Source organism: Jannaschia sp. Os4 (assembly GCF_016820245.1).
In the GTDB taxonomy this organism is placed as follows: domain Bacteria; phylum Pseudomonadota; class Alphaproteobacteria; order Rhodobacterales; family Rhodobacteraceae; genus Jannaschia.
Genome location: NZ_JAFCAR010000004.1, coordinates 335,489 through 360,937, shown reverse-complemented (window position 1 = coordinate 360,937; position 25,449 = coordinate 335,489). Strand labels below are relative to the sequence as shown.

Annotated in this window: 31 protein-coding genes and 1 tRNA gene; 19 read left to right on the top strand and 13 right to left on the bottom strand. The window is 71.6% G+C overall.

All coding sequences use genetic code 11. The features are described from left to right. Positions 1-125: 125 nt before the first annotated feature. The 7 genes from JQC91_RS10665 to JQC91_RS10635 all read right to left on the bottom strand — a co-directional run bounded on the left by JQC91_RS10665 (position 126) and on the right by JQC91_RS10635 (position 5,943). A complete protein-coding gene (locus tag JQC91_RS10665) occupies positions 126-1,199 on the bottom strand; it encodes an ABC transporter ATP-binding protein (protein ID WP_203286804.1) in 1,074 nt (357 codons plus the stop codon). Next, complete coding sequence (locus tag JQC91_RS10660) at positions 1,196-1,999, bottom strand: ABC transporter permease (protein WP_203286803.1); 804 nt, start codon at positions 1,997-1,999, stop codon at positions 1,196-1,198. The genes JQC91_RS10665 and JQC91_RS10660 overlap by 4 nt, the downstream gene beginning before the upstream one ends. 1 nt (position 2,000) lies before the next feature. Next, the gene (locus JQC91_RS10655; protein ID WP_203286802.1) at positions 2,001-2,852 is read right to left on the bottom strand and encodes an ABC transporter permease; all 852 of its coding nucleotides are present in this window, start codon (positions 2,850-2,852) and stop codon (positions 2,001-2,003) included. Positions 2,853-2,913: 61 nt separating this feature from the next. Continuing rightward, on the bottom strand, positions 2,914-3,303 hold the full coding sequence (locus tag JQC91_RS10650; RefSeq protein ID WP_203286801.1) for a BLUF domain-containing protein: 390 nt from the start codon (positions 3,301-3,303) through the stop codon (positions 2,914-2,916). Between the two features lie 126 nt (positions 3,304-3,429). After that, entirely contained in the window at positions 3,430-3,924 is a 495-nt protein-coding gene (gene rpsI / locus JQC91_RS10645; protein WP_203286800.1) for a 30S ribosomal protein S9, read from the bottom strand. A gap of 2 nt (positions 3,925-3,926) precedes the next feature. Continuing rightward, complete coding sequence (rplM, locus tag JQC91_RS10640) at positions 3,927-4,388, bottom strand: 50S ribosomal protein L13 (RefSeq protein WP_203286799.1); 462 nt, start codon at positions 4,386-4,388, stop codon at positions 3,927-3,929. 169 nt (positions 4,389-4,557) lie between these two features. Next, on the bottom strand, positions 4,558-5,943 hold the full coding sequence (locus JQC91_RS10635; protein WP_203286798.1) for a PLP-dependent aminotransferase family protein: 1,386 nt from the start codon (positions 5,941-5,943) through the stop codon (positions 4,558-4,560). Positions 5,944-6,049: 106 nt separating this feature from the next. Here JQC91_RS10635 and JQC91_RS10630 point away from each other — a divergent pair, with 106 nt between their 5' ends. Together JQC91_RS10630 and JQC91_RS10625 are read left to right on the top strand one after the other, a co-directional pair. Further along, positions 6,050-6,259 (top strand): hypothetical protein, encoded by a 210-nt coding sequence (locus JQC91_RS10630; RefSeq protein WP_203286797.1) that lies wholly within the window; start codon positions 6,050-6,052, stop codon positions 6,257-6,259. Between the two features lie 147 nt (positions 6,260-6,406). After that, complete coding sequence (locus tag JQC91_RS10625) at positions 6,407-6,682, top strand: hypothetical protein (RefSeq protein ID WP_203286796.1); 276 nt, start codon at positions 6,407-6,409, stop codon at positions 6,680-6,682. On the opposite strand, the gene JQC91_RS10620 is transcribed toward JQC91_RS10625, so the two are convergent. Beyond that, positions 6,663-7,097 carry a PaaI family thioesterase gene (locus tag JQC91_RS10620; RefSeq protein ID WP_238941472.1) on the bottom strand — a complete coding sequence of 145 codons (435 nt, stop codon included), beginning with the start codon at positions 7,095-7,097 and terminating at the stop codon, positions 6,663-6,665. The genes JQC91_RS10625 and JQC91_RS10620 overlap by 20 nt on opposite strands. A gap of 46 nt (positions 7,098-7,143) precedes the next feature. Between JQC91_RS10620 and JQC91_RS10615 the strand changes: the two genes are divergently transcribed. The 14 genes from JQC91_RS10615 to JQC91_RS10550 all read left to right on the top strand — a co-directional run bounded on the left by JQC91_RS10615 (position 7,144) and on the right by JQC91_RS10550 (position 19,105). Further along, complete coding sequence (locus JQC91_RS10615; RefSeq protein WP_203286795.1) at positions 7,144-7,905, top strand: enoyl-CoA hydratase; 762 nt, start codon at positions 7,144-7,146, stop codon at positions 7,903-7,905. A 27-nt stretch (positions 7,906-7,932) separates the two neighbouring features. Continuing rightward, positions 7,933-8,748, top strand: a complete 816-nt coding sequence (gene surE, locus JQC91_RS10610; RefSeq protein ID WP_203286794.1) for a 5'/3'-nucleotidase SurE — start codon at positions 7,933-7,935, stop codon at positions 8,746-8,748. Further along, positions 8,748-9,407, top strand: a complete 660-nt coding sequence (locus tag JQC91_RS10605; RefSeq protein ID WP_203286793.1) for a protein-L-isoaspartate(D-aspartate) O-methyltransferase — start codon at positions 8,748-8,750, stop codon at positions 9,405-9,407. Before surE ends, JQC91_RS10605 begins: the two co-directional genes overlap by 1 nt. 23 nt (positions 9,408-9,430) lie before the next feature. Beyond that, a complete protein-coding gene (locus JQC91_RS10600) occupies positions 9,431-10,594 on the top strand; it encodes a M23 family metallopeptidase (RefSeq protein ID WP_203286792.1) in 1,164 nt (387 codons plus the stop codon). Between the two features lie 122 nt (positions 10,595-10,716). Then, a complete protein-coding gene (locus JQC91_RS10595) occupies positions 10,717-10,944 on the top strand; it encodes a twin-arginine translocase TatA/TatE family subunit (RefSeq protein WP_203286791.1) in 228 nt (75 codons plus the stop codon). A gap of 26 nt (positions 10,945-10,970) precedes the next feature. Next, positions 10,971-11,456 carry a Sec-independent protein translocase protein TatB gene (tatB, locus tag JQC91_RS10590; protein ID WP_203286790.1) on the top strand — a complete coding sequence of 162 codons (486 nt, stop codon included), beginning with the start codon at positions 10,971-10,973 and terminating at the stop codon, positions 11,454-11,456. 42 nt (positions 11,457-11,498) lie between these two features. After that, entirely contained in the window at positions 11,499-12,356 is an 858-nt protein-coding gene (gene tatC, locus JQC91_RS10585) for a twin-arginine translocase subunit TatC (RefSeq protein WP_203287529.1), read from the top strand. Then, entirely contained in the window at positions 12,353-13,177 is an 825-nt protein-coding gene (locus JQC91_RS10580) for an ATP-binding protein (RefSeq protein ID WP_203286789.1), read from the top strand. The genes tatC and JQC91_RS10580 overlap by 4 nt, the downstream gene beginning before the upstream one ends. Positions 13,178-13,274: 97 nt before the next feature. Then, complete coding sequence (locus tag JQC91_RS10575) at positions 13,275-14,465, top strand: ABC transporter substrate-binding protein (protein WP_203286788.1); 1,191 nt, start codon at positions 13,275-13,277, stop codon at positions 14,463-14,465. Positions 14,466-14,839: 374 nt separating this feature from the next. Further along, on the top strand, positions 14,840-15,631 hold the full coding sequence (locus JQC91_RS10570) for an ABC transporter ATP-binding protein (protein WP_203286787.1): 792 nt from the start codon (positions 14,840-14,842) through the stop codon (positions 15,629-15,631). Continuing rightward, complete coding sequence (locus JQC91_RS10565; protein ID WP_203286786.1) at positions 15,628-16,458, top strand: ABC transporter ATP-binding protein; 831 nt, start codon at positions 15,628-15,630, stop codon at positions 16,456-16,458. The genes JQC91_RS10570 and JQC91_RS10565 overlap by 4 nt, the downstream gene beginning before the upstream one ends. Continuing rightward, the gene (locus JQC91_RS10560) at positions 16,455-16,796 is read left to right on the top strand and encodes a hypothetical protein (RefSeq protein WP_203286785.1); all 342 of its coding nucleotides are present in this window, start codon (positions 16,455-16,457) and stop codon (positions 16,794-16,796) included. The genes JQC91_RS10565 and JQC91_RS10560 overlap by 4 nt, the downstream gene beginning before the upstream one ends. Further along, complete coding sequence (locus JQC91_RS10555; protein WP_203286784.1) at positions 16,797-17,807, top strand: branched-chain amino acid ABC transporter permease; 1,011 nt, start codon at positions 16,797-16,799, stop codon at positions 17,805-17,807. It abuts the gene before it with no gap. Beyond that, on the top strand, positions 17,804-19,105 hold the full coding sequence (locus JQC91_RS10550) for a branched-chain amino acid ABC transporter permease (RefSeq protein ID WP_203286783.1): 1,302 nt from the start codon (positions 17,804-17,806) through the stop codon (positions 19,103-19,105). Before JQC91_RS10555 ends, JQC91_RS10550 begins: the two co-directional genes overlap by 4 nt. Positions 19,106-19,173: 68 nt before the next feature. Here the strand turns inward: JQC91_RS10550 and efp are convergent, their stop codons facing one another. Further along, positions 19,174-19,737, bottom strand: a complete 564-nt coding sequence (gene efp, locus JQC91_RS10545; protein WP_203286782.1) for an elongation factor P — start codon at positions 19,735-19,737, stop codon at positions 19,174-19,176. 308 nt (positions 19,738-20,045) lie between these two features. Between efp and JQC91_RS10540 the strand changes: the two genes are divergently transcribed. Beyond that, the gene (locus tag JQC91_RS10540) at positions 20,046-20,375 is read left to right on the top strand and encodes a DUF6280 family protein (protein ID WP_203286781.1); all 330 of its coding nucleotides are present in this window, start codon (positions 20,046-20,048) and stop codon (positions 20,373-20,375) included. Between the two features lie 81 nt (positions 20,376-20,456). Here the strand turns inward: JQC91_RS10540 and JQC91_RS10535 are convergent, their stop codons facing one another. The 3 genes from JQC91_RS10535 to JQC91_RS10525 all read right to left on the bottom strand — a co-directional run bounded on the left by JQC91_RS10535 (position 20,457) and on the right by JQC91_RS10525 (position 23,344). Further along, positions 20,457-21,044 carry a hypothetical protein gene (locus JQC91_RS10535; protein WP_203286780.1) on the bottom strand — a complete coding sequence of 196 codons (588 nt, stop codon included), beginning with the start codon at positions 21,042-21,044 and terminating at the stop codon, positions 20,457-20,459. Between the two features lie 100 nt (positions 21,045-21,144). Continuing rightward, complete coding sequence (locus JQC91_RS10530) at positions 21,145-22,638, bottom strand: TolC family outer membrane protein (RefSeq protein WP_203286779.1); 1,494 nt, start codon at positions 22,636-22,638, stop codon at positions 21,145-21,147. 43 nt (positions 22,639-22,681) lie between these two features. Next, positions 22,682-23,344, bottom strand: a complete 663-nt coding sequence (locus JQC91_RS10525) for a protein-L-isoaspartate O-methyltransferase (protein WP_203286778.1) — start codon at positions 23,342-23,344, stop codon at positions 22,682-22,684. Positions 23,345-23,460: 116 nt separating this feature from the next. Here JQC91_RS10525 and JQC91_RS10520 point away from each other — a divergent pair. Together JQC91_RS10520 and JQC91_RS10515 are read left to right on the top strand one after the other, a co-directional pair. Then, positions 23,461-23,534 (top strand) — tRNA-Cys (locus JQC91_RS10520). A gap of 128 nt (positions 23,535-23,662) precedes the next feature. Then, complete coding sequence (locus JQC91_RS10515) at positions 23,663-24,352, top strand: hypothetical protein (protein WP_203286777.1); 690 nt, start codon at positions 23,663-23,665, stop codon at positions 24,350-24,352. A 1-nt stretch (position 24,353) separates the two neighbouring features. On the opposite strand, the gene JQC91_RS10510 is transcribed toward JQC91_RS10515, so the two are convergent. Then, the gene (locus JQC91_RS10510) at positions 24,354-25,358 is read right to left on the bottom strand and encodes a cupin domain-containing protein (RefSeq protein ID WP_203286776.1); all 1,005 of its coding nucleotides are present in this window, start codon (positions 25,356-25,358) and stop codon (positions 24,354-24,356) included. Positions 25,359-25,449 lie beyond the last annotated feature (91 nt).

The window sequence follows — 25,449 nt, the reverse complement described above, 5'->3', positions numbered from 1 at the left end:
CCGACGAGGCGACATCTCTCGATGCCCGTCGGGGTCCGTCATGATCCTGTCCAGGGTCTCCCCCGGTGCGCGCAGGAAGGGTGATCGGGGCGAGCGGTTAAGGAATGGTGAAGGTAGGGCCGGTCCTAGCGGAACAGGACCATCGCCCCCGGCGACCAGCCGAGGCGGGCCGGCGCCCCGATCTCCAATACGTCGCTTCCGAAGAGGTTGCGCATCGACACGCGGACGGGGCGCTCGGCGCCGGGAAGGGCCACGTCGTAGTAGGTCATGTCGCCGTAGTAGACGACCTCGGCGACGGTCCCGTCCGTGGCGCGGGGCGGGGCGGGGTCGCCGGGGGCGAGCAGGGTCCACGATTCGGGGCGCATCCCCACCGCGACCGTGCCGCCGCCCTCGGCGGCATGGCCGATCTCCGAGAGGGGAACGGGGCCGAGGCCCGCGACGTCCACCGTGTCGCCCGCGACCGTGGCGGGCAGCACGTTCATGGTGCCGATGAACTCCGCCACCCGGCGCGAGGCGGGGCGGCGGTAGAGGGCCTCGGCCTCGTCGACCTGCGCGAGCCCGCCCTCGAACATGACCGCGATGCGGTCGGACATGACGAGCGCCTCCTCCTGGTCGTGGGTGACGAGGATGAAGGTGATGCCGACCTGCCGCTGCAGGCGCATCAGCTCGACCTGCATCTGCTCGCGCATCTTCTTGTCGAGCGCGGAGAGCGGCTCGTCCAGCAGCAGCACCTTGGGCTTGAGGACGAGGGCGCGGGCCAGCGCCACGCGCTGACGCTGCCCGCCCGAGAGGGCCGTGGCCGCGCGCGCGCCGAAGCCGTCCAGCCCCACCATGTCCAGCGCGTCGGCCACCAGCGTGTCGCGCGCCCGCGCGTTCAGGTCCGACCGCCGGCGCAGCCCGAAGCCCACGTTCTGCGCGACCGTCAGGTGGGGGAAGATCGCGTAGGACTGGAAGACCATGTTGGTGGGCCGCCGGTTGGGCGGCACCCCCCGCATGTCCTGCCCCCCGAGCATGACCGTCCCCTCGGACACCTCCTCGAACCCGGCGATGGTCCGCAGCAGCGTGGTCTTGCCGCAGCCCGAGGGGCCGAGCAGCGAGAAGAACTCCCCCGTCCGGATGTCGAGGTCGATGCCCCGGAGCGCGTGGTAGTCGCCGTAGTGCTTGTGCACCCCGCGCAGGGCGATCAGCGGGTCGGTCATTGCGCGAGGAACCCTCCGGTGTCTTGGGCGCCCGTGCGGCGCAGGCCCCGGCGGCGGGACCATTCCGCGAGCGTGAGCAGCGCGATCGAGACGATCACGAGGATCGTTCCGAGCGCCATGATGGTCGGCAGCTCTCGCGGGAAGCGCAGCAGGGACCATACGTAGACGGGCAGGGTCGGGTCCGAGCCGGTGAGGAAGAAGGCGATGATGAACTCGTCCAGCGAGATGGTGAAGGAGATGAGAAGCGAGGCCACGATCCCAGGCATGATGAGCGGCAGGGTCACGAGGCGGAAGGTCGAGGCGCGCGTCTCGCCGAGGTCGACGGCGGCCTCCTCCAGCGCGGGGTCGAGGTTGGAGAAGGACGCGTTGAGGATCGCGACGGCGAAGGGCGTGCAGATCAGCGTGTGGGCCGCGACCACCGTCAGCAGCGAGAGGGGCAGGCCGAGGATGCGGACGACGACCACGAGGAGCGAGGTCGCGACGATGATCTCCGGCAGGACGAGCGGCAGCATGATCAGCCCCATCGCCGCCCCCTTGCCCCGGAAGCGGTAGCGCACGGCGGCGCGCGCCGCCATCAGCCCGAGCGCGGTGGCGAGCACGGCCGAGGCGGTGGCGACGAGGAGCGAGTTGGCCAGCGCCCGATGCAGGGTCGGCGTGGTCGTCAGCCGCCCGAACCATTCCGTGGTGAACCCGTCCAGCGGGAAGGCGATGACCGTGCCCTCGTTGAACGCGAAGACCGGCAGCAGCAGGATCGGCGCGTAGAGGAAGAGGAGGAAGGCGAGGGTGTAGGCGCGCAGCATCTCAGGCCCTCGTCCAGCGGCGGGTGACGAGCACGAAGGCCAGCGCGATCACGGTGACGACGAGCATGGCGATCACGGCGAGCGTGGCGCCCATCGGCTGGTTGTTGAGGCCGAGGAACTGGGTCTGGATCATGTTCGCGATCAGGAGGCCGCCCGGCCCGCCCACGAGGGCGGGGGTGACGTAGTCCCCGATGGTGGGGATGAACACGATCAGGACGGCGGCGACCACGCCCGGCATCGACAGCGGCAGCGTCACGCGCAGGAAGGTCCGCAGCCGCCCCTCGCCGAGGTCGCGCGAGGCCTCGAGCAGCGAGCGGTCGATCTTCTCGAGGGCCACGAAGATCGGCAGGATCGCGAAGGGGGCGAAGGCGTGGGCCAAGGTGATGACCACCGCGTTCACGTTGTAGAGCAGGAAGGTCAGCGGCTCGTCGATGATCCCGAGGCCGGTGAGCGCGGAGTTCAGGACGCCGTTGTAGCCGAGGATCACCTTCCACAAGAACACACGGAGCAGGTAGCTCGTCCAGAAGGGGATGGTGATGAGGAAGAGCCAGAGGGACTTGCGGCCCGGATCGACGTGGAAGCTGACGAAGTAGGCGACCGGGTAGGCGAGGACCACGGTGGCGAGCGTGACCAGCCCCGCCACCGTCACGCTGCGCAGCATCAGCTGCCGGTAGAGCGGGTCTGTCACCGCCTCCTCGTAGTTGGCGAGGGTGAGCGTGCGGTCGATCGTCAGGTAGTCCTGCGTCCAGAAGCTGAAGACCAGGATCGTCAGCAGCGGCGCGGCGAGCAGCGCCAGCGCGTAGAGGAACGGCGGCGCCAGCAGCGTCCATCCGCGTCGGTCGTCCTGATCCACGGCGTTCCCCGTCCCGTCCGCCGCCAGAGTGGCCGCGCGGCGGGGCGGTGGCAAGCGGCGATCAGTTGAGGGCGCGGCGCCCGCGCGGGACGGTCGGGACGCCCGGCCATGGCGTCGGGCGGGCGAGCGCGGCGGCGAGCAGGCGGGGCGGGGTCCGCCCGCCGTCGCCGTAGCCCATGTCCCACGTCTCGAAGGTCCGGACGAGGACCGGGCCTTCGCGGAGCGTGAAGATCCCGTCGTGCCGCCAGTCGCGCGCGATGCGCGCGCGCAGCGCGTCCACCGTCTCGGGATCGCCCTCGATCACCTGCGCGTAGCGGTCGCGGGCGCGGTGGAGGTGGCCGGTCACGCCGTCGCGCCGGTTGTTGGCCCGCGCCCGGAGGTAGAGCGCCCCCTCGTCAGCGGAGCGTGACGCGATCAGGGCGCGCGAGGTGTAAATCCAGATGGACAGCATGGGGGCGCACGTAGCGCCGCCGGCAGGGCGGGGCGCCCCCGGCGCGCGCAAGGGCGGGATCGCGCGGGGCGGAACGGAGAAGGCCCGCCACGAGGGCGGGCCTTCCCGAAGGTGGATGGCGCGGGATCAGCGCTTGGAGAACTGGAAGGACCGGCGGGCCTTGCGGCGGCCGTACTTCTTGCGCTCGACCACGCGGCTGTCGCGGGTCAGGAAGCCGGCGGCCTTGAGCGCGCCGCGCAGTTCCGGCTCGTAGAGCTGGAGCGCCTTGGAGATGCCGTGCTTCACGGCCCCCGCCTGCCCCGAGAGGCCGCCGCCCTTGACGGTGGCCATGACGTCGAACTGGCCCTCGCGGTCGGCGACGCCGAACGGCTGGCGCACGATCAGCTGGAGCACGGGGCGGGCGAAGTACTTGTCGAACTCCTTGCCGTTCACCGTGATCTTGCCGGAGCCCGGCTTGATCCAGACGCGGGCGACCGCGTCCTTGCGCTTGCCGGTGGCGTAGGAGCGGCCCAGCTCGTCGCGGACCGGCTCGCGCGGCTCGGCGTCGAGGGTGAGGGTCTGGCCTTCGGCGTCGCCGACGGCGGCTTGGAGGTCCTCGAGGGAGTTGATCTGGTCGGCCATGATCAGTTGCTCCGCGTGTTCTTGGAGTTCATGGACGCCACGTCCAGCACCTCGGGCGACTGCGCCTCGTGGGGGTGCTCGGCGCCGGCGTAGACGCGCAGGTTGGTCATCTGCTTGCGCGACAGCTTGTTGCCCGGGAGCATCCGCTTGACGGCCTGCATGACGACGCGCTCGGGGTGGTCGCCCTCGAGGATCTCGCCCACGGTCCGCATCTTGATGCCGCCCGGATAGCCGGTGTGGCGCCACACGGGCCGGTCGCGGTGCTTGCCGGTCAGCTGCACCTTGTCGGCGTTGATGACGATCACGTTGTCGCCCATGTCCATGTGCGGCGTGAAGGTCGCCTTGTGCTTGCCCCGGAGGCGGTTGGCCACGATCGAGGCGAGGCGGCCCAGCACGACGTTCTCGGCGTCGATGAGGATCCACTTCTTCTCGATCTGGTCGGGGGTCATGGTGAAGGTCTTCATGTCCTGCCCATCCGATTGAGTTGCTCTTGCTCGCGCACGGACGCGCGGCCCGCGGGATGGGCGGCATCTAAGGGATGGGGCGGTGGTGTCAATCGCACCGTTCTCTGAAAAATCGTTGTCTCGCGGCTACTTGCGTATGGGGTGCAATTTTACCCCACCGGCGGGCCGGTCAGGTGTCTACCTCCAGCGGCGGGCGCGCCAACAGCCGGGCCAGCACCCCCAGCGCCGCCTCGAACCGCGCGTCGTCCAGCGTCCCGTTGAGCGCGATGCGGACCGCGTTGGGCGCGTGGCCGTCGATCAGCGCGAACTCGTCCGCCGCCTTGAGCATCACGCCCTCCGCCTCGGCCGCGCGCAGGAGCGACGAGGCGCGCCAGCCGCGGGGCAGGCGGAGCCACGCGTAGGGGAGGTCGTCGCGGGCGGTCAGCTCGAAGGGCGCGAGCACCGCGCGGCAGCGCGCGACCCGCGCCGCCTGCAGGCGCAGCACGTCGGCGCGGATCGACGCGGCCGTGCCGGACGAGATCAGGGCCTCCACGAGGTCCAACTGCGGGCGGGGAAGACCGAAGAACTGCTGCTGCATGGCGACCACGGCCTGCTCGGCGCGGCCCTCGGCGGGACCGATCATGCCCATCCGCAGCGCGGGCGAGATGGTCTTGGACAGCGAGGTCACGAGCCACGTGCGGTGGGGTGCGAGGTCGCGGTAGGCGGGGGCGGTCGGCACGCAGGCGAAGCAGTCGTCGTCGATGATCTCGACATTGTATCGGTCGCAGACCGCCACGATCTCGCGCCGCCGGGCCTCGGAGGTCCGGATGGTCGTCGGATTGTGCGCCTCCGCGCTCGTGGCGAAGACCTGCGCGCCGGCCACCGCCGCGCGCTCCAAGGCGTCCGGCAGCACGCCCTCGTCGTCGAAGGGCAGGCCCTTGAGGTCCGCCCGCGCCAGCCCCGCCGCGTGGCGGAAGCCGGGGTAGCACAGCTCCTCGGTCACGACGGTGGGGCGGGGCCCGTGGAGCAGGGCTTGGAACAGCGTCACCATGCCGTGCTGCGCGCCGAGGCAGAGGACCATGTCCTCCGCGGGGATCGGCTGGCAGTCGGTGTCGCTGAGCCAGCCGGACAGGGCGTCGCGGACCGACCCGTCGCTGTGCCGGACGGGATAGGTGCCGTAGCCCTCGGCGCTGGGGCCGACCTCGGCCATGACGCGCGCGATCGCCTCGGCTTGGCCCACGTCCATCACCTGCGAGGTGCGCATGTTGACCGTGCCCGCGACCTCGATCTCGGCGAGGCCCACGGACGGCGCGCGGGGGGTCGCGACGAAGGTGCCGCGCCCGACCGCCGCCTCCAGCAGGCCCTCGTCCGTGAGGGCCCGGTAGACGCGCGCGACGGTGCCGGGCGTCACGCCCACGCGCCACGCGAGGTCGCGGACCGGGGGGAGGCGGGTCCCGGGCGAGAGGTCGCCGCGCGCGACGGCGGCGCGGACGGCGCCCTCCAGCACGAGATACTTCGGGCGCGGGTCGGCGCCGAAGTCGACATCGATGACATCAGCGCTCGTTATTGTACCCATGACAATACTCCGATGGACGCGGGGCAGGGCCGATTGTATCTCTCGTTCGTACCGTATCGGTGCGATTGTATCAACACAAGTAGGGATACGCTCCCCGGAGTTCATCATGGCCGCTCCCGCCTTCGACCACCCCGTCGCCCGCCTCTCGCCCCGCCTGCCGCGCCCCGCGCTGGACCTCGGGGTGCTGTCCGTCTGGGCCGTCCGCGCCCGGACCCGCGCGCACCTGCGCGAGGTCGCGCCGGACCGCCTCGCCGATCTCGGGCTGGACGCCCGGCAGGCGGAGGCCGAGGCCGCGAAGCCCTTCTGGGTCGCCTGACTGCCCCTCGCGCGCCGCGCCCCCGTCCCCCCCGGCATGGCGCGCCCGCGCGGCCCGGACCCCGTCCCGCGACGCGGCGTCCAGGCCGCGCCCCTTGAACTCTCCGGCCCATGCGGCGTTCTGTCCCCAAACGGATTGGAGACCGCCATGCGCCGCCTATTGATCGCCGCCCCCCTCCTGATGCTGTGGACCGCGCCGCCCGCCGCCGCGGCGCAGCGCGACTTCACCGTCGATTGCGAGACGACCGCCGGGGGCATCTCCTGCGCCATCCCGTGGGAGACCGAGCGGTTCCTGTTCTGCGTCGCGATCGGGCGGTCGGGCGTCCCGGTGGCGGGCTCGACCGTCAGCACGGACGCGGGCCGCGCGGTGTTCAACGCGGTCGACGCGCGGCAGGTGGCGACGATCAGGTGCCGCGAGGAGTAGGCGGGATCGAGTAGGTGAGCGACGCCCGCGCCACCGGCGCGTCCATGCCGTCGGACCGGATCAGGCAGTCGCCGACCGCGAGGGCCCGGCCGAGCTTGAGAAGTCGGCAGTCGCAGATCAGGTCCGTGCGCGCCGCGGGCTTGCGCATGAAGTCGATGGAGCAGTTCGTCGTCACAGCGAGCGCCACGGGGCCGATGCGGGACAGGACCGCGAGGTAGACCGCGACGTCCGCGAGGCCGAACATCGACGGACCGGACACGGTGCCGCCGGGGCGGAGGTGCTGCTCGCCGACGCGGAGGCGGACGCGGATGCCGTCGGAGGTGACGGCCTCGACGGCGAACATGTCGGCGACCTGCGCGAAGTCCGAGGCGAGGAAGGCCGTGAGCGCCGCCTCGTTCATCACCACTTCCTTCATGCGTCCCTCCCGTCGTAGGCCGGGGGAGGGGAGCATGGAGGGCGCGATGCTGCAAACGGAACGCGACGGCGCCACGGTCACGTTCACGCTGGACGACGACGCGCGGCTCAACGCGCTGTCGGATGAGATGCTGGACCGGCTCGCCGCGGCGCTGGACGAGGTGGCCGCCTCGGACGCCCGCGTCGTCATCCTCGCCGCCGCGGGGCGGGCCTTCTGCGCGGGCCACGACCTGCGCGAGATCCGGGACCGGGACGGCGACCCGGCCGCGCTGGCGGACCTGTTCGACCGCTGCACGGCCGTGATGGGGCGCATCCGCGACCTGCCGCAGCCGGTGATCGCGCGGGTGCACGGGCTGGCGACCGCCGCCGGGTGCCAGCTGGTCGCCACCTGCGACATGGCGGTCGCGTCGGAGCGGGCGCGGTTCGGGGTGAACGGGGTGGACATCGGTCTCTTCTGCTCGACCCCGATGGTGGCCTTGTCGCGCAACGTCGGCCGCAAGAAGGCGTTCGAGATGCTGGCGACGGGGCGGTTCCTGTCGGCGGAGGAGGCGGAGGCGGCGGGCCTCGTGAACCGGGTGGTGGCGCCCGAGGCCCTCGTCGACGAGACCGCCGCGCTGGCCGGGACGGTCGCGTCCAAGCTTCCGGCGGCGGTCCGCATCGGCAAGGGCGCGTTCCACGCGCAGGCCGAGCGCCCGGTAGACGAGGCCTACCGCCTGACCCGCGACGCGATGGTCGAGAACCTGTCCGACGACGACACGGGCGAGGGAATCACGGCCTTCCTCGAAAAGCGCCCGCCCCGCTGGACGTGAGGGGGCGGCCCGCGTAACGCGCGGCCCATGCGCATTCTCGTGACAAACGACGACGGCATCGCCGCCCCCGGGCTGGAGGTGGCCGAGGCCATCGCCCGCGACCTCTCGGACGACGTGTGGACGGTGGCCCCCGCCTTCGAGCAGTCGGGGGTGGGCCACTGCATCTCCTACGTGAAGCCGACGATGGTCTCGCAGCTGGGCGAGCGCCGCTTCGCCATCGAGGGCAGCCCCGCCGACTGCGTGCTGGCCGCGCAGCGGGGGCTGATCGAGGGGGGCGTCGATCTGGTGATCTCGGGGGTGAACCGGGGCAACAACGCGGGCGAGAACGCGCTCTACTCCGGCACGCTGGGGGCCGCGATGGAGGGGGCGCTGCAGGGGTTGCGCGCGGTCGGGCTGTCGCAGTTCTACGGTCCGGGGAACGTCGCGCTCGACGACCCCTTCGAGGCGTCGCGGGCGCACGGCGCCGACCTCATGCGGCGCCTGCTCGACGCCGACCTCTGGGGCAGGCCGGGCCACTACCGCACCTTCTACAACGTGAACTTCCCGCCCGTCGCCGCCGCGGAGGTGCGCGGAGCGGCCGCCGTGGCGCAGGGCTACCGGGGCGACGGGCGGATGGGCGTGCAGCCCTACGACGCGCCGTCGGGGCGGCAGTACATGTGGGTGCGCGGCTCGGCGCAGGCCGCCGACACCGGGCCGGGGACCGACGTGGCCGCCAACGGGCGCGGCTGGATCGCGGTCACGCCGATGACCGCCGACCTGACCGACCGCGACACGCTCGCCCGCCTCGGCCTCGACGGGGACGGGTCCGAGGGCGACCTCGTGGACGCGCGGCAGGCCCCCTGATGACGCCGGAGACGGTCCTCCAGCTGATCGTCATGCTCCGCCGGGCGGGCGTGACGGACAAGCGCGTGCTGGAGGCGATGGAGCAGGTGGATCGCGCCCGCTTCGTCCCGGCGACCTTCCGCGACCGGGCCTACGAGGACGTGGCGCTGCCGATCGGCGCGGGCCAGACCATCAGCCAGCCCTCCGTCGTCGCGCAGATGAGCGCGGCGTTGGAGGTCGGCCCGCGCGACACGGTGCTCGAGGTCGGGACGGGGTCGGGTTACCACTCGGCGGTGCTCTCGAAGCTGGCGCGGCGGGTCTACACGGTGGACCGTCACCGCAGCCTGACGCGCGAGGCGGTGGCCACCCATCAGGCCTTGGGCATCCCGAACGTGACGGTGATGACCGCCGACGGCTCCCTCGGCTGGCCGCAGCAGGCGCCGTTCGACCGTATCCTCGTGACCGCAGCCTCGGAGGATCCGCCGGGCCCTCTCTTGGCGCAGCTCGGCGAAAACGGTATCATGGTGGTCCCAGTGGGGGTGTCCGGACCCGTCCAGACGCTCGTGAAGGTGCGGCGCACGGCGTCGGGGTTCGACTACGACGACCTCGGCGACGTGCGCTTCGTCCCATTGGTGCAGGGGATCGAGCCCGACGTCAGATCGGGCCGGCCCGGACAGTGAGGCCGAGCGGAGGGACAGGACCCATGGCCAAGACATTCATCGTCCCGGTGGTCGCCGGGATGCTCGTGATGGGCTGCCAAGGCTTCGACCCCGACCTGCGCGGCAACGCGGCGGGGGGGCTCGACACGGCCACCGCCGCCCGCGCGGCGACGCAGGACCGGCCCGAGCCCGACGACCGCGGCCTCATCACCTACCCGAACTACCAGGTCGCGGTGGCGCGGCGCGGCGACACCGTCGCCACGGTGGCCTCCCGGGTGGGCGTGGACGCGCAGGGGCTCGCCTCGTTCAACGGCATGTCCACCGACACCCAACTGGCGCCGAACGCGGTGCTGGCGCTGCAGTCGCCCGTGGGCGGAAGCGGGCTGACCGGCGGGCGGCCCGACATCGCGGGCATCGCGGGCGCGGCGATCGACCGGGCCGGCTCGCAGGCCGCCCCCGCCGTGCAGGGCGGGCCGGAGCCGGTGCGCCACAAGGTGGCGCGGGGCGAGACCGCCTTCACCATCGCGCGGCTCTACGGGGTGTCGCCCCGATCGCTGGCCGAATGGAACGGGCTCGGCTCGGACCTCGCGGTCCGCGAAGGCCAGTTCCTGCTGATCCCAGTGGTGATCGGCGAGGCGGGCGCGGAGCCGGTGGACGCCGCCGCGCCGGGCGCCTCGGCGACGCCGGTCCCGCCCTCGGCGGCCTCCGCGCTGCCCGAGACGATCGAGGCGGAGCCGCTGCCGGAGAGCCCGAACCTCGACCAGTTCCGCACGGAGGCGAGCGCGGAGGTCGCCGAGCCCGAGCCCGAGCCGGTCGTCGTCGCGGTCGAGCCGGACCCCGAGCCCGAGCCCGAGGCCGCCCCGTCGGGGCTGCGCCGCCCGGTCCGGGGCGAGGTGCTGCGCGGGTTCTCGTCGCGCAACGAGGGGCTCGACTTCGCCGCCGCCGAAGGGGCGCCGGTCTTCGCCGCGGCCTCCGGCACCGTCGCGGCGATCACCGAGGACACGGACCAGGTCCCGATCCTCGTGCTCCGTCACCCGGACGGGCTCCTGACGGTCTACGCGAACGTCTCCGGCGTCCGCGTCGGCAAGGGCGACAACGTGTCGGCCGGCCAGCGCATCGCCTCGGTCGGGGCGGGCGATCCGTCCTTCCTGCACTTCGAGGTGCGGCGGGGCTTCGACGCCGTCGACCCGGCTCCGCTGCTGCAGTGACGTGAACGGGCCGGCGCGGGATTCCGCCGCGCCGCCCTTCCGCTCCCGCGCGGGGATGCGTATGTCCCGTTGCGACATTCATCGCCCGGCGGAGGGAGCCGGGCCCCCCGAGGGAGGGCGTCATGCTCAACAACATCGGCCTGCCGGGCCTTCTGCTCATCGCCGTCGTCGTGCTCGTGCTGTTCGGGCGCGGCAAGATCTCCTCGCTGATGGGCGAGGTCGGCAAGGGCATCACCGCCTTCAAGAAGGGCGTGAAGGACGGCTCCGAGCAGGAGGCCGACCACGACGAGCTCGCCGACGGGACCGCCGCCCGCGACGTCACCCCCGAGGCGGACCGCGAGAAGGTCTGAGCCTCGGCTAGGGCAGGGGGCGCGCCGTGCCGGACATCGGCCTGAGCGAGATGCTGGTCATCGGGGTCGTGGCGTTGATCGTCGTCGGCCCCAAGGACCTGCCCGTGATGTTCCGCCGCGTGGGCGAGTTCACCGGCCGGATGCGCCGCATGGCCCGCGACTTCCAGCGCGCGATGGACGACGCCGCCGACGAGAGCGGGGTGGGCGACATCGCGGGCGACCTGCGCAAGATCGCGAACCCCAAGAAGTTCGGGACGGACGCGTTCAAGGACGCGGCCAAGGACCTGACCGCGTGGGAGCCCGACGAGACGACCGGGCCGGCCACGCGCGAGCTGTCGGAGAAGCGCAAGGCCCAGAAGGCGGCGATGGACGCGAAGTCGCGCGAGTACGCGGAGAAGCGCTTGGCCCGCGAGGCGGCGGAGCGGGAGGCGTCGGACGGCCCCGTGCCCGATCCCCATGCGCCGGAGCCCGAGGTCGAGGCGCCCGAGACCCCCGCGGCGAAGGAGGCCTGAGCGATGGCCACCACGGACCAGCACACGCCGCATCCCGAGGAGATGGAGGACGACGAGGACGCCCATATCGAGGGCTCCGCCGCGCCGCTGATCGAGCATCTGGCCGAGCTGCGGACGCGCCTGATCCGCTCGGTGATCGCGTTCCTCGTGGCGATGATCGCCTGCTTCACCGTGGCCGAGCCGATCCTCAACTTCCTCGCCCAGCCCATCGCCGAGGTGCTGCGCGCCCGCGGCGAGAGCCCGCAGCTGATCTTCACTGCCCCGCAGGAGAAGTTCTTCGTCCTGATCCGCATCTCGGTGATCTTCGGGATCGGGCTGTCCTTCCCCGTGATCGCCCACCAGCTCTGGCGCTTCGTGGCCCCCGGCCTCTACCGTCAGGAGCAGCGCGCCTTCCTGCCGTTCATCTTCGCCTCGCCGCTCCTGTTCATGCTGGGCGCGGCCTTCGCGCATTACGTCGTGACGCCGTTGGCGATGAACTTCTTCATCGGCTTCTCCGACGCGATCCCGGCGCTCGTGACGCTGCTGTCGGGCAACGAGCCGGTCGCGGTGATCGAGAACGAGGAGCTGCGGACCGTCTTCCTCGGCTCCGTGCGGGAGTCGCTGGACCTCTCGCTGAAGTTCATCTTCGCCTTCGGCCTCTGCTTCCAGCTTCCCGTGCTGCTGACGCTCATGGGCATCGCCGGGCTGGTCAGCGCCGAGGGGCTGGGCAACGTCCGAAAGTACGCGGTGGTCGGCATCCTCGTGCTTGCCGCGCTCGTCACCCCGCCGGACGTGATCACGCAGGTGATCCTCTTCGTCGTGGTCTACGGCCTCTACGAGATCTCGATCCAGCTCGTGCGCATCGTCGAGCGCCGCCGCGACGCGCGGCTGCGGGCCGAGGGGCTGATGAACGACGAATGAGCGACGACCTCGCGCGCATCGCCGCCGCCTTGGAGCGGATGGCGCCACCGCCCGCCACGCTGCCGGACCTGACGGCCTCCGCCTATCTCTGGCACGCCGCGCCCGACCGGTTGGAGCCGGTGCCGAAGGTCAGCCGCATTTCGCTGCGCCTGCTGGTCGGCATCGACCGCGCGCGCGACACGCTGCTGGAGAATACCCGGCGCTTCGCCGAGGGGATGCCGGCGAACAACGCGCTGCTCTGGGGCGCGCGGGGGATGGGAAAGTCGAGTCTCGTCAAGGCGGTGCACGGCGAGCTTGAGGCGACGGGCCTCAAGCTGGTCGAGTTGCAGCGCGAGGACATCGCCTCCGTCTCGCGGCTGCTGCACCTGCTGCGCGGCTCGGACGCGCGCTGGCTGCTCTATTGCGACGACCTCTCGTTCAGCCACGACGACGCGGCCTACAAGTCGCTCAAGGCGGTGCTGGACGGGGGCGTCGAGGGGCGGCCCGCGAACGTGCTGTTCTACGCCACCTCCAACCGCCGTCACCTCATGCCGCGCGACATGATCGAGAACGAGCGCGGCTCCGCGATCAACCCCGCCGAGGCGGTGGAGGAGAAGGTCTCGTTGTCGGACCGCTTCGGCCTCTGGCTCGGCTTCCACGCCTGCGACCAGGACGCCTACCTCGCCATGATCGAGGGCTACGCGGGCGCCTACGGCGTCCCCTTGGACAACGGCTGGCGGGCGGATGCGCTGGAGTGGCAGGTGACGCGCGGGTCGCGCTCGGGGCGGGTCGCGTGGCAGTTCTTCACCGACCTCGCGGGGCGGCGGGGCGTGGCCCTCTGACGCGAAGGCAGCGTTTCCACGCCGCCCATTCCCTTCCCCGATCCTGCATCGTAGCGTCCGCGCCGGACAACGATCCAACAGGGAGGGGAGAATCCCCATGAAGAAGCTTCTGCTCGCGTCCGCCGCGACGCTCATCTCCACCGCCGCCTTCGCCGACGGCCACAGCCCCGTGAAGATGGGCATCGTCCTCGGCTTCACCGGCCCGCTCGAGTCCCTCGCGCCGACGATGGCCGCGGGCGCCGAGATGGCCATCGCCGAGGTGAACGAGGCCGGCACGCTGCTCGACGGCGTGACCGTCGAGGGCGTGCGCGCCGACTCGACCTGCATCGACGCCGCCGCCGCGACCGCCGCGACCGAGCGCCTGATCACCGACGAGGGCGTGGCCGGCATCATGGGCGCCGACTGCTCGGGCGTCACGGGCGCCATGCTGTCCAACGTCGCCCTGCCCAACGGCATCGTCATGGTCTCGCCGTCCGCGACCTCGCCCGGACTGACCGATGCCGAGGACAACGGCCTGTTCTTCCGCACCGCGCCCTCCGACGCGCGCCAAGGCGAGATCGTCACCGCGATCCTGCAGGAGGAGGGCATCGACTCGATCGCCCTGACCTACACCAACAACGACTACGGCAAGGGCCTCGCCGACGCGATCCAAGCCAACTTCGAGGCCGCCGGCGGCACCGTGACAATCAACGCCGCCCACGAGGACGGCAAGGCGGACTACTCCTCCGAGGTCGGCGCGCTGGCCGCCGCGGGGGGCGACCTGCTGGTCGTGGCGGGCTACGTCGACCAAGGCGGGTCGGGCATCGTGCGCGCCGCGCTCGACACCGGCGCGTTCGACCAGTTCTACTTCCCCGACGGGATGGTCAGCCAAGCGCTCGAGGACAACTTCGGCTCCGAGATCGACGGCTCCTTCGGCGCCAACCCCGGCACCGACTCGCCCGGCGCGCAGCTCTTCCAAGAGATGGCGACCGCGCAGGACTTCGACGGCACGCAGCCCTTCTCGGCGGAGTCCTACGACGCCGCCGCGCTGATCATGCTCGCCATGGAAGCGGCCGGGTCCACCGATCCGGCGGCCTACAAGGAGACGCTGATGGACGTGGCCAACGCCCCCGGCGAGGAGATCCTGCCCGGCGAGCTGGCCAAGGCGATCCAGATCATCAAGGACGGCGGCGACGTCGACTATGTCGGCGCGAGCGCCGTCGAGCTGATCGGCCCGGGCGAGTCGGCGGGCAACTACCGCCAGATCACCTTCACCGACGGCACGCTGGAGGTGGTCGGCTACCGCTGACCGACCTCGTCCTAGAACTGAGCGGCCCCAGGGAGACCTGGGGCCGTTCCGCGTTCGGGGGGCGGCCGCGACCCAGCCGGTGCGGGACGGGAGCGTGTCGACGGGCCGAAGTGCGGCGATGGGAGCTCTCGGCGGCGCAGTCCATCCCTCACCCCCGCGCGACGCCGACCCTTCAGGGATATCGGATGAGGGCCGCCGTGCCGTGGGGCGGCCCGGCGATGCGCGGCCGCATCGCGCCGGGTGCTGAAGCCGGACGGTCGTGCCGGGTTTCGTCGCGTGAGCCACTCTTGCGCCACTTGTATCCCTCCATCACCGCCCGTTATGCCTCCCCATCGACCGGCCCGGAGGGGGCCGTCCGCACGGGGGGTGCGCGTATGATCGAGGTCCACGACCTCCACCGGCATTTCGGCGGCTTCCGGGCCGTGGACGGGGCCTCGCTCCGCGTCGAGCCCAAGTCGATCACCGGGCTGATCGGGCCCAACGGGGCCGGCAAGACGACGCTGTTCAACGTGATCGCGGGCGTGCTGCCGCCCACGTCGGGCCGCGTCACGATGGACGGCGAGGACATCACCGGCCTGCCGCCGCACGACCTGTTCCACAAGGGGCTGCTGCGGACGTTCCAGATCGCGCACGAGTTCTCGTCGATGACCTGCCGCGAGAACCTGATGATGGTGCCCGGTGGCCAGTCGGGCGAGTCGCTCTGGAACACGTGGTTCGGGCGTAAGCGCATCGCCGACGAGGAGCGCGCCCTGCGGGCCAAGGCCGACGAGGTGCTTGAGTTCCTGACCATCGAGCATCTGGCCGAGCAGCGCGCGGGGCAGGTGTCGGGCGGGCAGAAGAAGCTGCTGGAGCTTGGCCGGACCATGATGGTCGACGCCAAGATCGTCTTCCTCGACGAGGTGGGCGCGGGCGTGAACCGGACGCTGCTGGGCACGATCGGCGACGCGATCCTGCGCCTGAACAAGGAGCGCGGCTACACCTTCGTGGTGATCGAGCACGACATGGATTTCATCGGCAAGATCAGCGACCACGTCATCTGCATGGCCGAGGGCCACGTTCTGGCCGAGGGGTCGCTGGCCGAGATCAAGGCCGACGAGCGGGTGATCGAGGCGTATCTGGGCACCGGCCTGAAGAACAAGGACCAGCTCGCGGGGGCGGGGGCATGAGCGACAACCCCTATGCCGAGGACCGGGGCAACAAGGACGCCTCGATCGTGAACCCGCGGCCCGGCGGCACGATGGCGCCCGGCGCCGCCTCGCCTGCCGACGCGCGCCCCTCGACGGTGAACGCCTTCCTCGTTGGCGAGGGCATGACCGGCGGCTACGGGCAGGGGCCGGACATCCTGCACGACTGCACCATCGCGGTGGACCCCGGCGAGATCGCGGTGATCGTCGGCCCCAATGGCGCGGGCAAGTCGACCGGCATGAAGGCGGTGTTCGGGATGCTGAACCTGCGCGAGGGGTCGGTGCGCCTCGACGGGCAGGACATCACCGCGCTCTCGCCGCAGGACCGGGTCAAGGCGGGCATGGGCTTCGTGCCGCAGACGTCCAACATCTTCACCTCGCTCACCGTCGAGGAGAACCTCGAGATGGGCGCGTTCATCCGGCGCGACGACTTCCGGGACACGATGGCGCAGGTCTACGACCTGTTCCCGATCCTCAAGGAGAAGCGGGCGCAGGCGGCGGGCGAGCTGTCGGGCGGGCAGCGCCAGCAGGTCGCCGTGGGCCGCGCGCTGATGACCAAGCCCAAGGTGCTGATGCTCGACGAGCCGACGGCGGGCGTGTCGCCCATCGTTATGGACGAGCTGTTCGACCGGATCATCGAAGTCAGCCGCACCGGCATCCCGATCCTGATGGTGGAGCAGAACGCGCGCCAGGCGCTGGAGATCGCGGACCGCGGCTACGTGCTGGTGCAGGGGCGGAACGCGCACACGGGCTCGGGCAAGGAACTGCTGGCGGACGACGAGGTCCGGCGCAGCTTCCTGGGGGGATGACCATGCGGATCACGCTGCTCCTCGCTTGCCTGGCCGCGCCCGCGACGGCACAGACCTGCCTCTTCCCGACCGAGTGCTTCGACACCGAAGCCTGCGTCGAGGGCGGCTGGGAGGTGACGCTGGAGGGCGACGTGCTCTCGACCGACTTCGGCGACCTCGCGGTGATCGCCCGCCCGACCGAGTCCGACGGGACCGTGGTGGCCGAAGGCACCGGCATGGTCGTGATGCTGACCCCCGACCCGGACGCGGCGCGCGCGTCCGTCCACATGGACGGGACGATGGTGAACTACGCGGGGACGTGCATGGCCCCGGACGATGCGACCGACGGGACGGACTGAATGGACATCCTCAACGCCCTCGTGGCCTTCGCCAACTTCGTGCTGGTCCCGGCCACCGCCTACGGCGCGCAGCTCGCGCTGGGCGCGCTGGGGGTCACGCTGATCTACGGCATCCTGCGCTTCTCCAACTTCGCCCACGGGGACACGATGGCCTTCGGGACCATGAGCGTGATCCTGTTCACGTGGTGGCTGCAGTCGCTGGGCGTCAGCTTCGGTCCCTTGCCGACCGCGTTGCTCGCTCTGCCCATCGGGATCGGGGTCACCGCGCTCCTGCTGATCGGGACGGACAAGCTCGTCTACAAGTTCTACCGCGAGAAGAAGGCCGTGCCCGTGACCTTCGTGATCGCGTCGCTGGGCGTGATGTTCATCATGAACGGGCTGGTGCGCTTCATCATCGGGCCGGAGGACCAGCGCTTCGCCGACGGGGCGCGGTTCCTGATCTCGGCGCGGGACTTCCGGGAGATGACGGGCCTGGACGAGGGGCTGGCGATCAAGTCCACGGCGGCGCTGACGCTCGTCGTCGCGATCATCGTGGTCGCCATCCTGTTCTGGTTCCTCAACAAGACCCGCACCGGCAAGTCGATGCGCGCCTTCTCCGACAACGAGGATCTCGCGCTGCTGTCGGGCATCGACCCGGAGCGCGTCGTGTTGATCACGTGGTGCATCGTCGCCGCGCTCGCCACCATCGCGGGCACGCTCTACGGCCTCGACAAGTCGTTCAAGCCGTTCACCTACTTTCAGCTCCTGCTGCCGATCTTCGCGGCGGCCATCGTGGGGGGCTTGGGCAACCCGCTGGGCGCCATCGCCGGGGGCTTCGTCATCGCCTTCGCGGAGGTGACGATCACCTATCCGCTCAAGAAGGTGCTGAGCTACCTGCTGCCCGAGAGCCTCGCGCCCGACGGCCTCGTCCAGCTGCTGTCGACAGACTACAAGTTCGCCGTCTCCTTCGTGATCCTCATCATCGTCCTGCTGTTCCGGCCCACGGGCCTCTTCAAGGGGAAGGCGGTATGACTCTCCGCGCGCGCGACCTTCTGCTCTTCGCCCTCGTGGCCCTGCTCTTCGTCGGCACCGGCTTCGTCCAGTCGTGGAACGTGGCGCTGACGATCCTGAACATGGGGCTGATCTCGGCCATCATGGCGCTCGGCGTGAACATGCAGTGGGGCTATGCCGGGCTGTTCAACGTCGGGATTATGGGCTTTGTCGCGCTGGGCGGCCTCGGTGCCGTGCTCGTCTCGACCGACCCGGTCGGAGAGGCATGGGCCTCCGGCGGCCTGCGCGTGCTGGGCGGCCTGCTGATGGGCGCGGCCACGGTGATCGCGGCGATCCTCGCGTGGCGGCGGGCGCCGTCGCGGTGGAAGGGCTGGATCGTGGCCGCCATCCTGATCGGCGGCTTCTTCCTGTTCCGCGCGATCTTCGATCCCGGCGTCGAGGCGGTCGAGGCGATCAACCCCGCGCTGCAGGGCAACCTCGGGGGGCTCGGCCTGCCGATCCTGCTGGGGTGGCCCGCAGGCGGCCTCCTGGCGGCGGGCGCGGCGTGGATCGTGGGCAAGACGGCCTTGGGGCTGCGCTCCGACTACCTCGCCATCGCCACGCTCGGCATCGCAGAGATCATCATCGCGGTGATGAAGAACGAGGACTGGCTGGCGCGCGGCGTGAAGAACGTCATCGGGCTGGAGCGGCCCGTCCCCTACGAGATCGACCTCCAGCAGTCGGCGGCCTTCGCCGAGCGGGCGGCGACCTTCGGCATGGACCCGGTCACCGCGTCGTCGATCTTCGTCAAGCTCTGCTACGCGGGGCTGTTCGGCGTGGTCCTCGGCCTGCTCATCTGGCTGAGCCAAGCGGCGCTCGCCTCGCCGTGGGGCCGGATGATGCGGGCCATCCGCGACAACGAGGTCGCGGCCGAGGCGATGGGCAAGGACGTCACCGCGCGGCACCTGCAGATCTTCGTGCTGGGCAGCGCGGTCGTGGGCCTCGCCGGCGCGATGATGACCACGCTGGACGGCCAGCTGACGCCCGGCACCTACCAGCCGCTGCGCTTCACCTTCCTCGTCTGGGTGATGGTGATCGTGGGCGGGTCGGGCAACAACTGGGGCGCCGTGCTGGGCGGGTTCCTCGTCTGGTGGCTCTGGGTGCAGGTCGAGCCGATCGGCCAGTTCGCGATGGCCGCGATCACCTCCGGCATGGCCGACGGGTCGTGGCTGAAGGCGCACCTCCTGGACGCCGCCGCCCACACGCGCCTGCTGACGATGGGGGTGATCCTGCTGCTCGTGCTGCGCTTCTCGCCGCGGGGGCTGATCCCGGAGCGGTGAGGGCGGCGGTCCCCTTAACGAAGAAGGGCCGCCCGTCGGGGCGGCCTTTCGCGTCTGCGGGGTGCGGCTCAGGCCCGCTCGACGTACTCGAAGGTCTCGGTGTTCACGACCACGTCCTCGTCCTGCCCGACGAAGGGCGGCACCGTGATGCGGACGCCGTTGTCGAGGACGGCGGGCTTGAAGGAGTTCGCGGCGGTCTGGCCCTTCACCACCGGCTCGGTCTCGACGACCTTGCAGGTGACCTTCTGGGGCAGGGAGGCGTTAAGCGCCTCGGCCTCGTAGTACTCGATCTGCACGGTCATCCCGTCCTGCAGGAAGGGGCGCCGCTCGCCGAGGATCTCGGCGTCCAGCTCGACCTGCTCGAAGGTCTCCTGATCCATGAAGTGCAGGCGCCCGTCGCTCTCGTAGAGAAACTGCTGGTCCTTCTGCTCGAGGCGCACGCGCTCGACCTTGTCGGCCGAGCGGAACCGCTCGTTGAGCTTGGACCCGTTGCGGAGGTTGCGCAGCTCCACCTGCGCGAAGGCACCGCCCTTGCCGGGCTTCACGTGATCGACCTTGACCGCGGACCAGAGGCCGCCCTGATGCTCCAGCACGTTGCCGGGGCGGATTTCGTTGCCGTTGATCTTGGGCATGGCCGCCTCCTCGCGCGGTCTGGGAACGGGCGGGGGATACGGAGGGGACACGATCCCCGCAAGGCGAAGGGAACGGTTTCCGCAACGCCAAGTTAACGGGGCGTAAATGTGGCGAATGCTTGATCGAGGCACGGCATTCTCTAAGTCTAACGAAATCGCGCGCCATGATCGACTAGATGTGGTATGCGCTCCGAAATGCGGCCTGCGGTCACGGAATGTGTGGTATTCCGAAAACGCATGACACAAGCCGGTCACACATGGTAGGCGACGGGCCTGCCAGCGAGAGAAACGACGACGGAGAGTGCGGAATGTCCGATCACATGGATGCGACGGCCTACAACTTCGAGCAGGGGCAACGTGCCCGCAAGCTCTTCGCCGCCGTGGTCCTCGCCGCGTTGGACGACGCCATCTCGGACGACAAGAAGTACGGCAACGGCCCCGAGCAGATCGCCCGCTGGGCGCGCTCCAAGGACGGGCGCGAGGTGCTGTCCTGCGCCGGGATCGATCCGAACGAGCGCGTCGTCGGTGGGCTGATGGAATTCGTGGGCCGCGGGGTCCGCACCTCGGTCGCCCTGTCCCGCGAGGAGAGCGAGCGTCGTCAGGCCGCCCTTCTGGCCGGGCTGGACGAGGCCGCCTGACGTTCACCGCCGCGTGACCCGGAACATGCGAAGGGCCGCCCGATGGGGCGGCCCTTTCGCTTTGGGGATGGGTGGCCAAGGCTACTCGAACTCCTCGCCCGACATCATCTGGCGCAACTCCCGCCGGACCATCTTGCGGACGTTGCGCGTGATGCGCTCGCCTAGCGGGCCGGCAAGCTCCTCGCGGACGACGTCGGCGATCAGGTCGCGCAGCGCGTCGTCCTCCTCGGCCGGCGGCGGGGCGTCGTCGTAGGACGACGCAGGCGGCGCCGCGCGCTTGGCGCCCGGCAGAACGGAGACGGTCGCGGTCGGCCATGGCTCGGGCTCGGATTCCGGCGCCGCGTCGGGATCCATTTCCGGCGCGGGGCGGTGCGCCTCGGGCAGGGCCGGGGCCACGTCCTCCTCCGGCCATCGCTCGGCTTCCGGCTCGTCCGTCCCGGCGGTCAATGCGTCCTCGGCTCCGTCGCCGGCGACGAGCTCGACCACGCGATGCTCCGCCCCCAGCACGAGCCGGTCCGGCCCCTCGGCCACCTCGTCGAGCGGGTCGGGGCCGACCTCCTCCCCGACCGGGCCGCGGGCCTCGCCGCGCACGAGGGCGGCGGGCGCTTCCTCGGCCACGAGTTGGCGGATGGACGCGAGAACGTCTTCGATGTCGTGGGCCTTCGCCATGGGGTCCTCGCTCGATGCCTGCGGGCCGGATTCTAGTCCCAACGCCCGGCCCCGGCCACGTCGTTCCCCCATCCCGGCCGGGATGCGATGCCGATTCGCCTCAATTGCGGGCGGTCGGATCGTAGCGGCGCAGGACGCGGTCGAGCTTGTCGCCCAGCGGCGACGGGCTGACGGGCGGGGCGGTGCGGACGGCGCGGGAGTAGAGTTCCGGGTCGTAGGTCTCGACCGCCAGACCCAGATGCTCCGTCGTGAGCAGGCCGATCGACGCGAGAACGGTATAGACCTGGATCTGCACCTGGGTCGCCGCCTGCAGCCGGGCCGTGCGCGCGTCGAGGAGCTCCTGCTCCGCGTCCAGCACGTCGAGCGTCGTGCGCGCGCCCAGCAGCGCCTCCTCGCGGAAGCCCTCGAACGCGAGCTGCGCCGCCTCGACCTGCTGGTCGAAGGCCGTGACCTGCGCCTGCGCGATGGACAGGCCCGCCCATGCGCGGCCGACGCCCTCGCTCACCACGCGACCCTGCTGCCCGAGCTGCGCTTGCACAGCCGAGACGCGCTGGCGGGCCTGCCGCGAGGCCGCCGAAAGCGCGCCGCCCCGGTAGATCGGCATGTCCGCGCGCAACCCGATTGTCGCGTTGTCCACGGCCCCGCCGGACCGCGCGGGCGAGCCGGGGATGACGACGCTGTTGCCGGTGGGCAGGCCGAACTGGTCGAGGACGGGCAGGTTCGCGCCCGGGGTGGCCGGGCTGCCCGCGACCGGCCCGGAACGGGTCACGCTGCCGTTCAGCGAGATCGTCGGCAGGCGGTCGGAAACCGCGGCCTCCGCCAGCAGGCGCTGCGCGGTCACCTGGTGCTGCAGCGAGCGGATGTTCGGGTTGACCTGCAGCGCGAGCGCCTGCGCGCGCTCCAGCGAGGGCGGCAGCTGGGGCGCGGCGGGCACCGTGAGGCCGCCGCCGTCGTGGCGGTGGCCGACGGCGAGCGCGTAGACCTCCTCGGCGATCTCGACGTCGCCCTGCGCGGCGGCCAGTTCGGCGCGCGCGAGGGCGAGGCGGGACCGGGCCAAGGCCACGTCGGTGCGCGTCACCTCGCCCACCTCGAACCGGTCCTCGGCGGCGCGGAGCTGCTGGGTGATGAGCCGCACGTTCGACTGGCGCACCTCGACGACGCGGCGGGCGAGGCGGAGGTTGAGGTGCGCGGTCGCCGCGTTCAGCAGCACCTGCTGCTCCACGGCCACGAGGCCCCAGCGCGCCGCGAGGACGACCTCCTTGGAGGCGCCGATGCGGAAGGCGCGCCCGCCGCCGTCGGCGAGCAGCCAGTTCAGGGTGATCCCCAGCTGCGCGGAGGTCTCGGCGGTGCCGGGGTCGGAGAACGACCGGCTGACGGAGGCGAAGAAGTCGAGCGTCGGCTTGAGACGCGCGACGGCGATGGCCACGTCCTCGTCGTTGGCCCGCAGCAGCGCGCGCTGCTCCTCGAGGAGCTGCGACTCGTCGAAGGCGAGCACGAGGCTGTCGGTCAGGCTGTGGGCCTGCGCCGCCGCGGCGCCCAGCAGGAGGGCCGCACCGGCCACGGTCGCGCGCAGGGCGCGGGTCAGTCGTCGCATCGTCCCTCCTCGGCGCGGCCCACCCGACCGCGCGGTCCTGTCGTCAGAGCGCGAAGGCCTTCGGCGCGGCGAAGCCGGGCAGGGGGGCCGCGCCCGCGTTGAACTCCATCCGCCACGAGATCCGGTCGCCGATCCGGCGTCCGATCCGCATCTCGCCCATGTCGCGCCCGGCGACGTCCTGCACGATGACCGCGATGCGCCCGCCGTCCTTGAGCTGCGACGTCAGCGCCTCGGGCACCGTCTCCACCCCGCCGTCCACGAAGATCGCGTCGAAGGGCGCGGCCTTCGGCGCGCCCCCGGCCAGCGGCCCCTCGATCACGGCGGCGTTCAGCACCTCCTGCGCGGCGAGGTTCGCCTCGGTCTCGGCATAGAGCGCGGCGTCCTCCTCGACCGCGACCACGGAGGCCGCGAGCCGCGACAGGAGCGCGGTCGTGTAGCCGAGCGCCGCGCCGACCACGAGGACCTCCTCGTCGGGCGAGATCGCCAAGGCGTCGATCACCTTGGCCAGCGTGCGCGGCTCCAGCAGCTCGCGCCCGTTGCCCAGCGGGATCGCCTCCTCGGCGTAGGCGATGGCCTCCGCGCCGGCGGGCACGTAGGCCTCCCGCGGGGTCTCCAGCATCGCGGAGATGATCGGGAAGCGCGTCACGTCCGAGGGGCGGACTTGGGTGTCCACCATGATCCGGCGCAGGGTCGCGGGGTCGGCCATTCGATCTGAACCCATCGGTCTAGTTTCTCTCGGGCGACGAATGCACGGGTCGGGGGGATCGCGCAACCGGCTTGCGGGCGCGCGCGGCGAAGCGTATCGGTCCCGCCACCACGCGCGGCGAGTTGGCGGAGTGGTTACGCAGCGGATTGCAAATCCGTGCACACCGGTTCGATTCCGGTACTCGCCTCCAATCTTCTCAGACGGTTGCGCTCCGATCCTGACCCGAAAGGCGGCGGGCGGGGCTCGGCACGGACGTGTTCGTGACATCGGGACGGACCCTCCGCGGCCCTTAGGCGTTCCCCCGCCGGAGGGATTCCAATGGCCCGTTTGCTGCTCTGCCTTCTCCTGCTCCCCGCGAGCGCCGCCGCACAGGCCGCCTTCGTCGGACTCTATGCACCGCCGGGCCTCGACTGGGCCTGCACGGAGGACGGGCTCGGCGTCGAGGGCGGGGCGATCGGCGTCGTGAACCGACAGCTGTTCGAGCCGGGGCGCGTCTGCGACCTGACCGAGCCGGTGACCGGCGACGACGGGACGATCTACCGCGCCCTGTGCGCCGCGGAGGGGCGCCAGTGGGTCGAGGAGGTGGTGATCCGCCGTCTGCCCGCCGGGCTGGAGGTGGAGCGCGGGGAGACCGTGGACCGCTGGGCCCGCTGCGCGCCGCCGGGCTATGCCGCCAACGGCGAGTGGCGCGCGCGGACGGATGGGGGCGTCACCTCCGACGCCTACGGCAACGCCGTGGAGGTCGGCTGCGACCGGATCGCGCTTCGGCTCGACGGGACGGCCGCGGTCGAGGGGACGGCGTTCCTGTCCGTCGACGACGTGACCTTCGCGGCCGAGGTCGGGCCGGGGGGCGTGATCGCGCGGGACTGCCTTGGCTGCGCCTCGGCGGTCTCGCGGATCGCGGAGGCCGTGGCCACGGGCGACCGGCTGCGCGTCGAGGATGCGGGCGGGCGGAGCGCGACGTTCCACCTGCGCGGCTCGCGCGCGGCCATCGGGCGCTGCGAGTAGGTCAGGCCCGCAACGCGACCTCGATCGTCTCGGCCCCGTCCCGGAGGTCGGCGGAGCGGCCGGGCGGGAGCACGAACGCATCCCCGGCGCCGAGCACCGTGCGGTCCCCTTCGAGGGCGAGGACCGCCTCGCCCGCCCGGACGAACCCGAACGTCACCGCGTCCGACCCGATCGGTCCCGCCCCGCGCACCACCCGCACCTCCGCCACCCCGCCGGTGGCCGCGCCGATCCCGGTCTCCTGCACGTGCTGCGCCCCGTCCGCGCGCCACGGCGCATCCGCGCGGTGCCGGACGAAGCGCTGGCCGGCGAACCGCCGGGCCGCGTCCGTGCCGTTCGGCAGCCGGAGGTCGTGGTCGATCGTGGTCACGTGGTCGGCGGGGGCGCCGATCTCCAGCACCTCCAGCCCGTCGGAGGCGTGCAGGACGCGGTGGCGGATCTCGGGCGGCTGGGTCACGGCGTCGCCCGCGTGGAGGCGGAAGGGATCGCCTTGGTCCTCGTAGACAAGGTCCACCCAGCCCGAGAGGCAGAAGATCAGCTGGAATCCCACCGTGTGGTAGTGGACCATGTCCGGCACGGGGCCGCCCTCGGGGATACGGATGTGGCTGGCGATCATCGCGCCGCCGAGGCGGTCGGGCACGAGGTCGCGGTAGTGCATCCCCGCGCGCCCGATCACCCATGGGGCCGAGTCGGCGAGGCGGCGGATCATCGGCGCGGCGACGGGCTCGGGCGTCGCCATCGGCGGGACAGAATGGTCCAGCACGACCGCGACGCCGCCGGGGGAGGTGAGCGTGCGCCGCGCCAGCAGGTCCGGGTCGCGGGTGGTGAGGCGGAGATGTGGGGCCGGGTGGTCCGCCCGTTCGACCCGGAGGCGCACGCCATCGCCCGACAGCAGCGCGACCTGCGGGTCGTCGGCGGGCCAGATCGCGTCGAGGCGCAGGCCGAGGGACTGCCAGAAGGGCAGGTCGTCGTTGACGGACGTGCAGGGGACGACGGTCTCGAACGGCATGGGCGGAGTGAAGCACCGGCGGTGCCCGGACGCCAGACGCCGGGGCCACTGGCCCCCTCGGCCCGCGCCGCGTATCCCGGCCCCACCACCG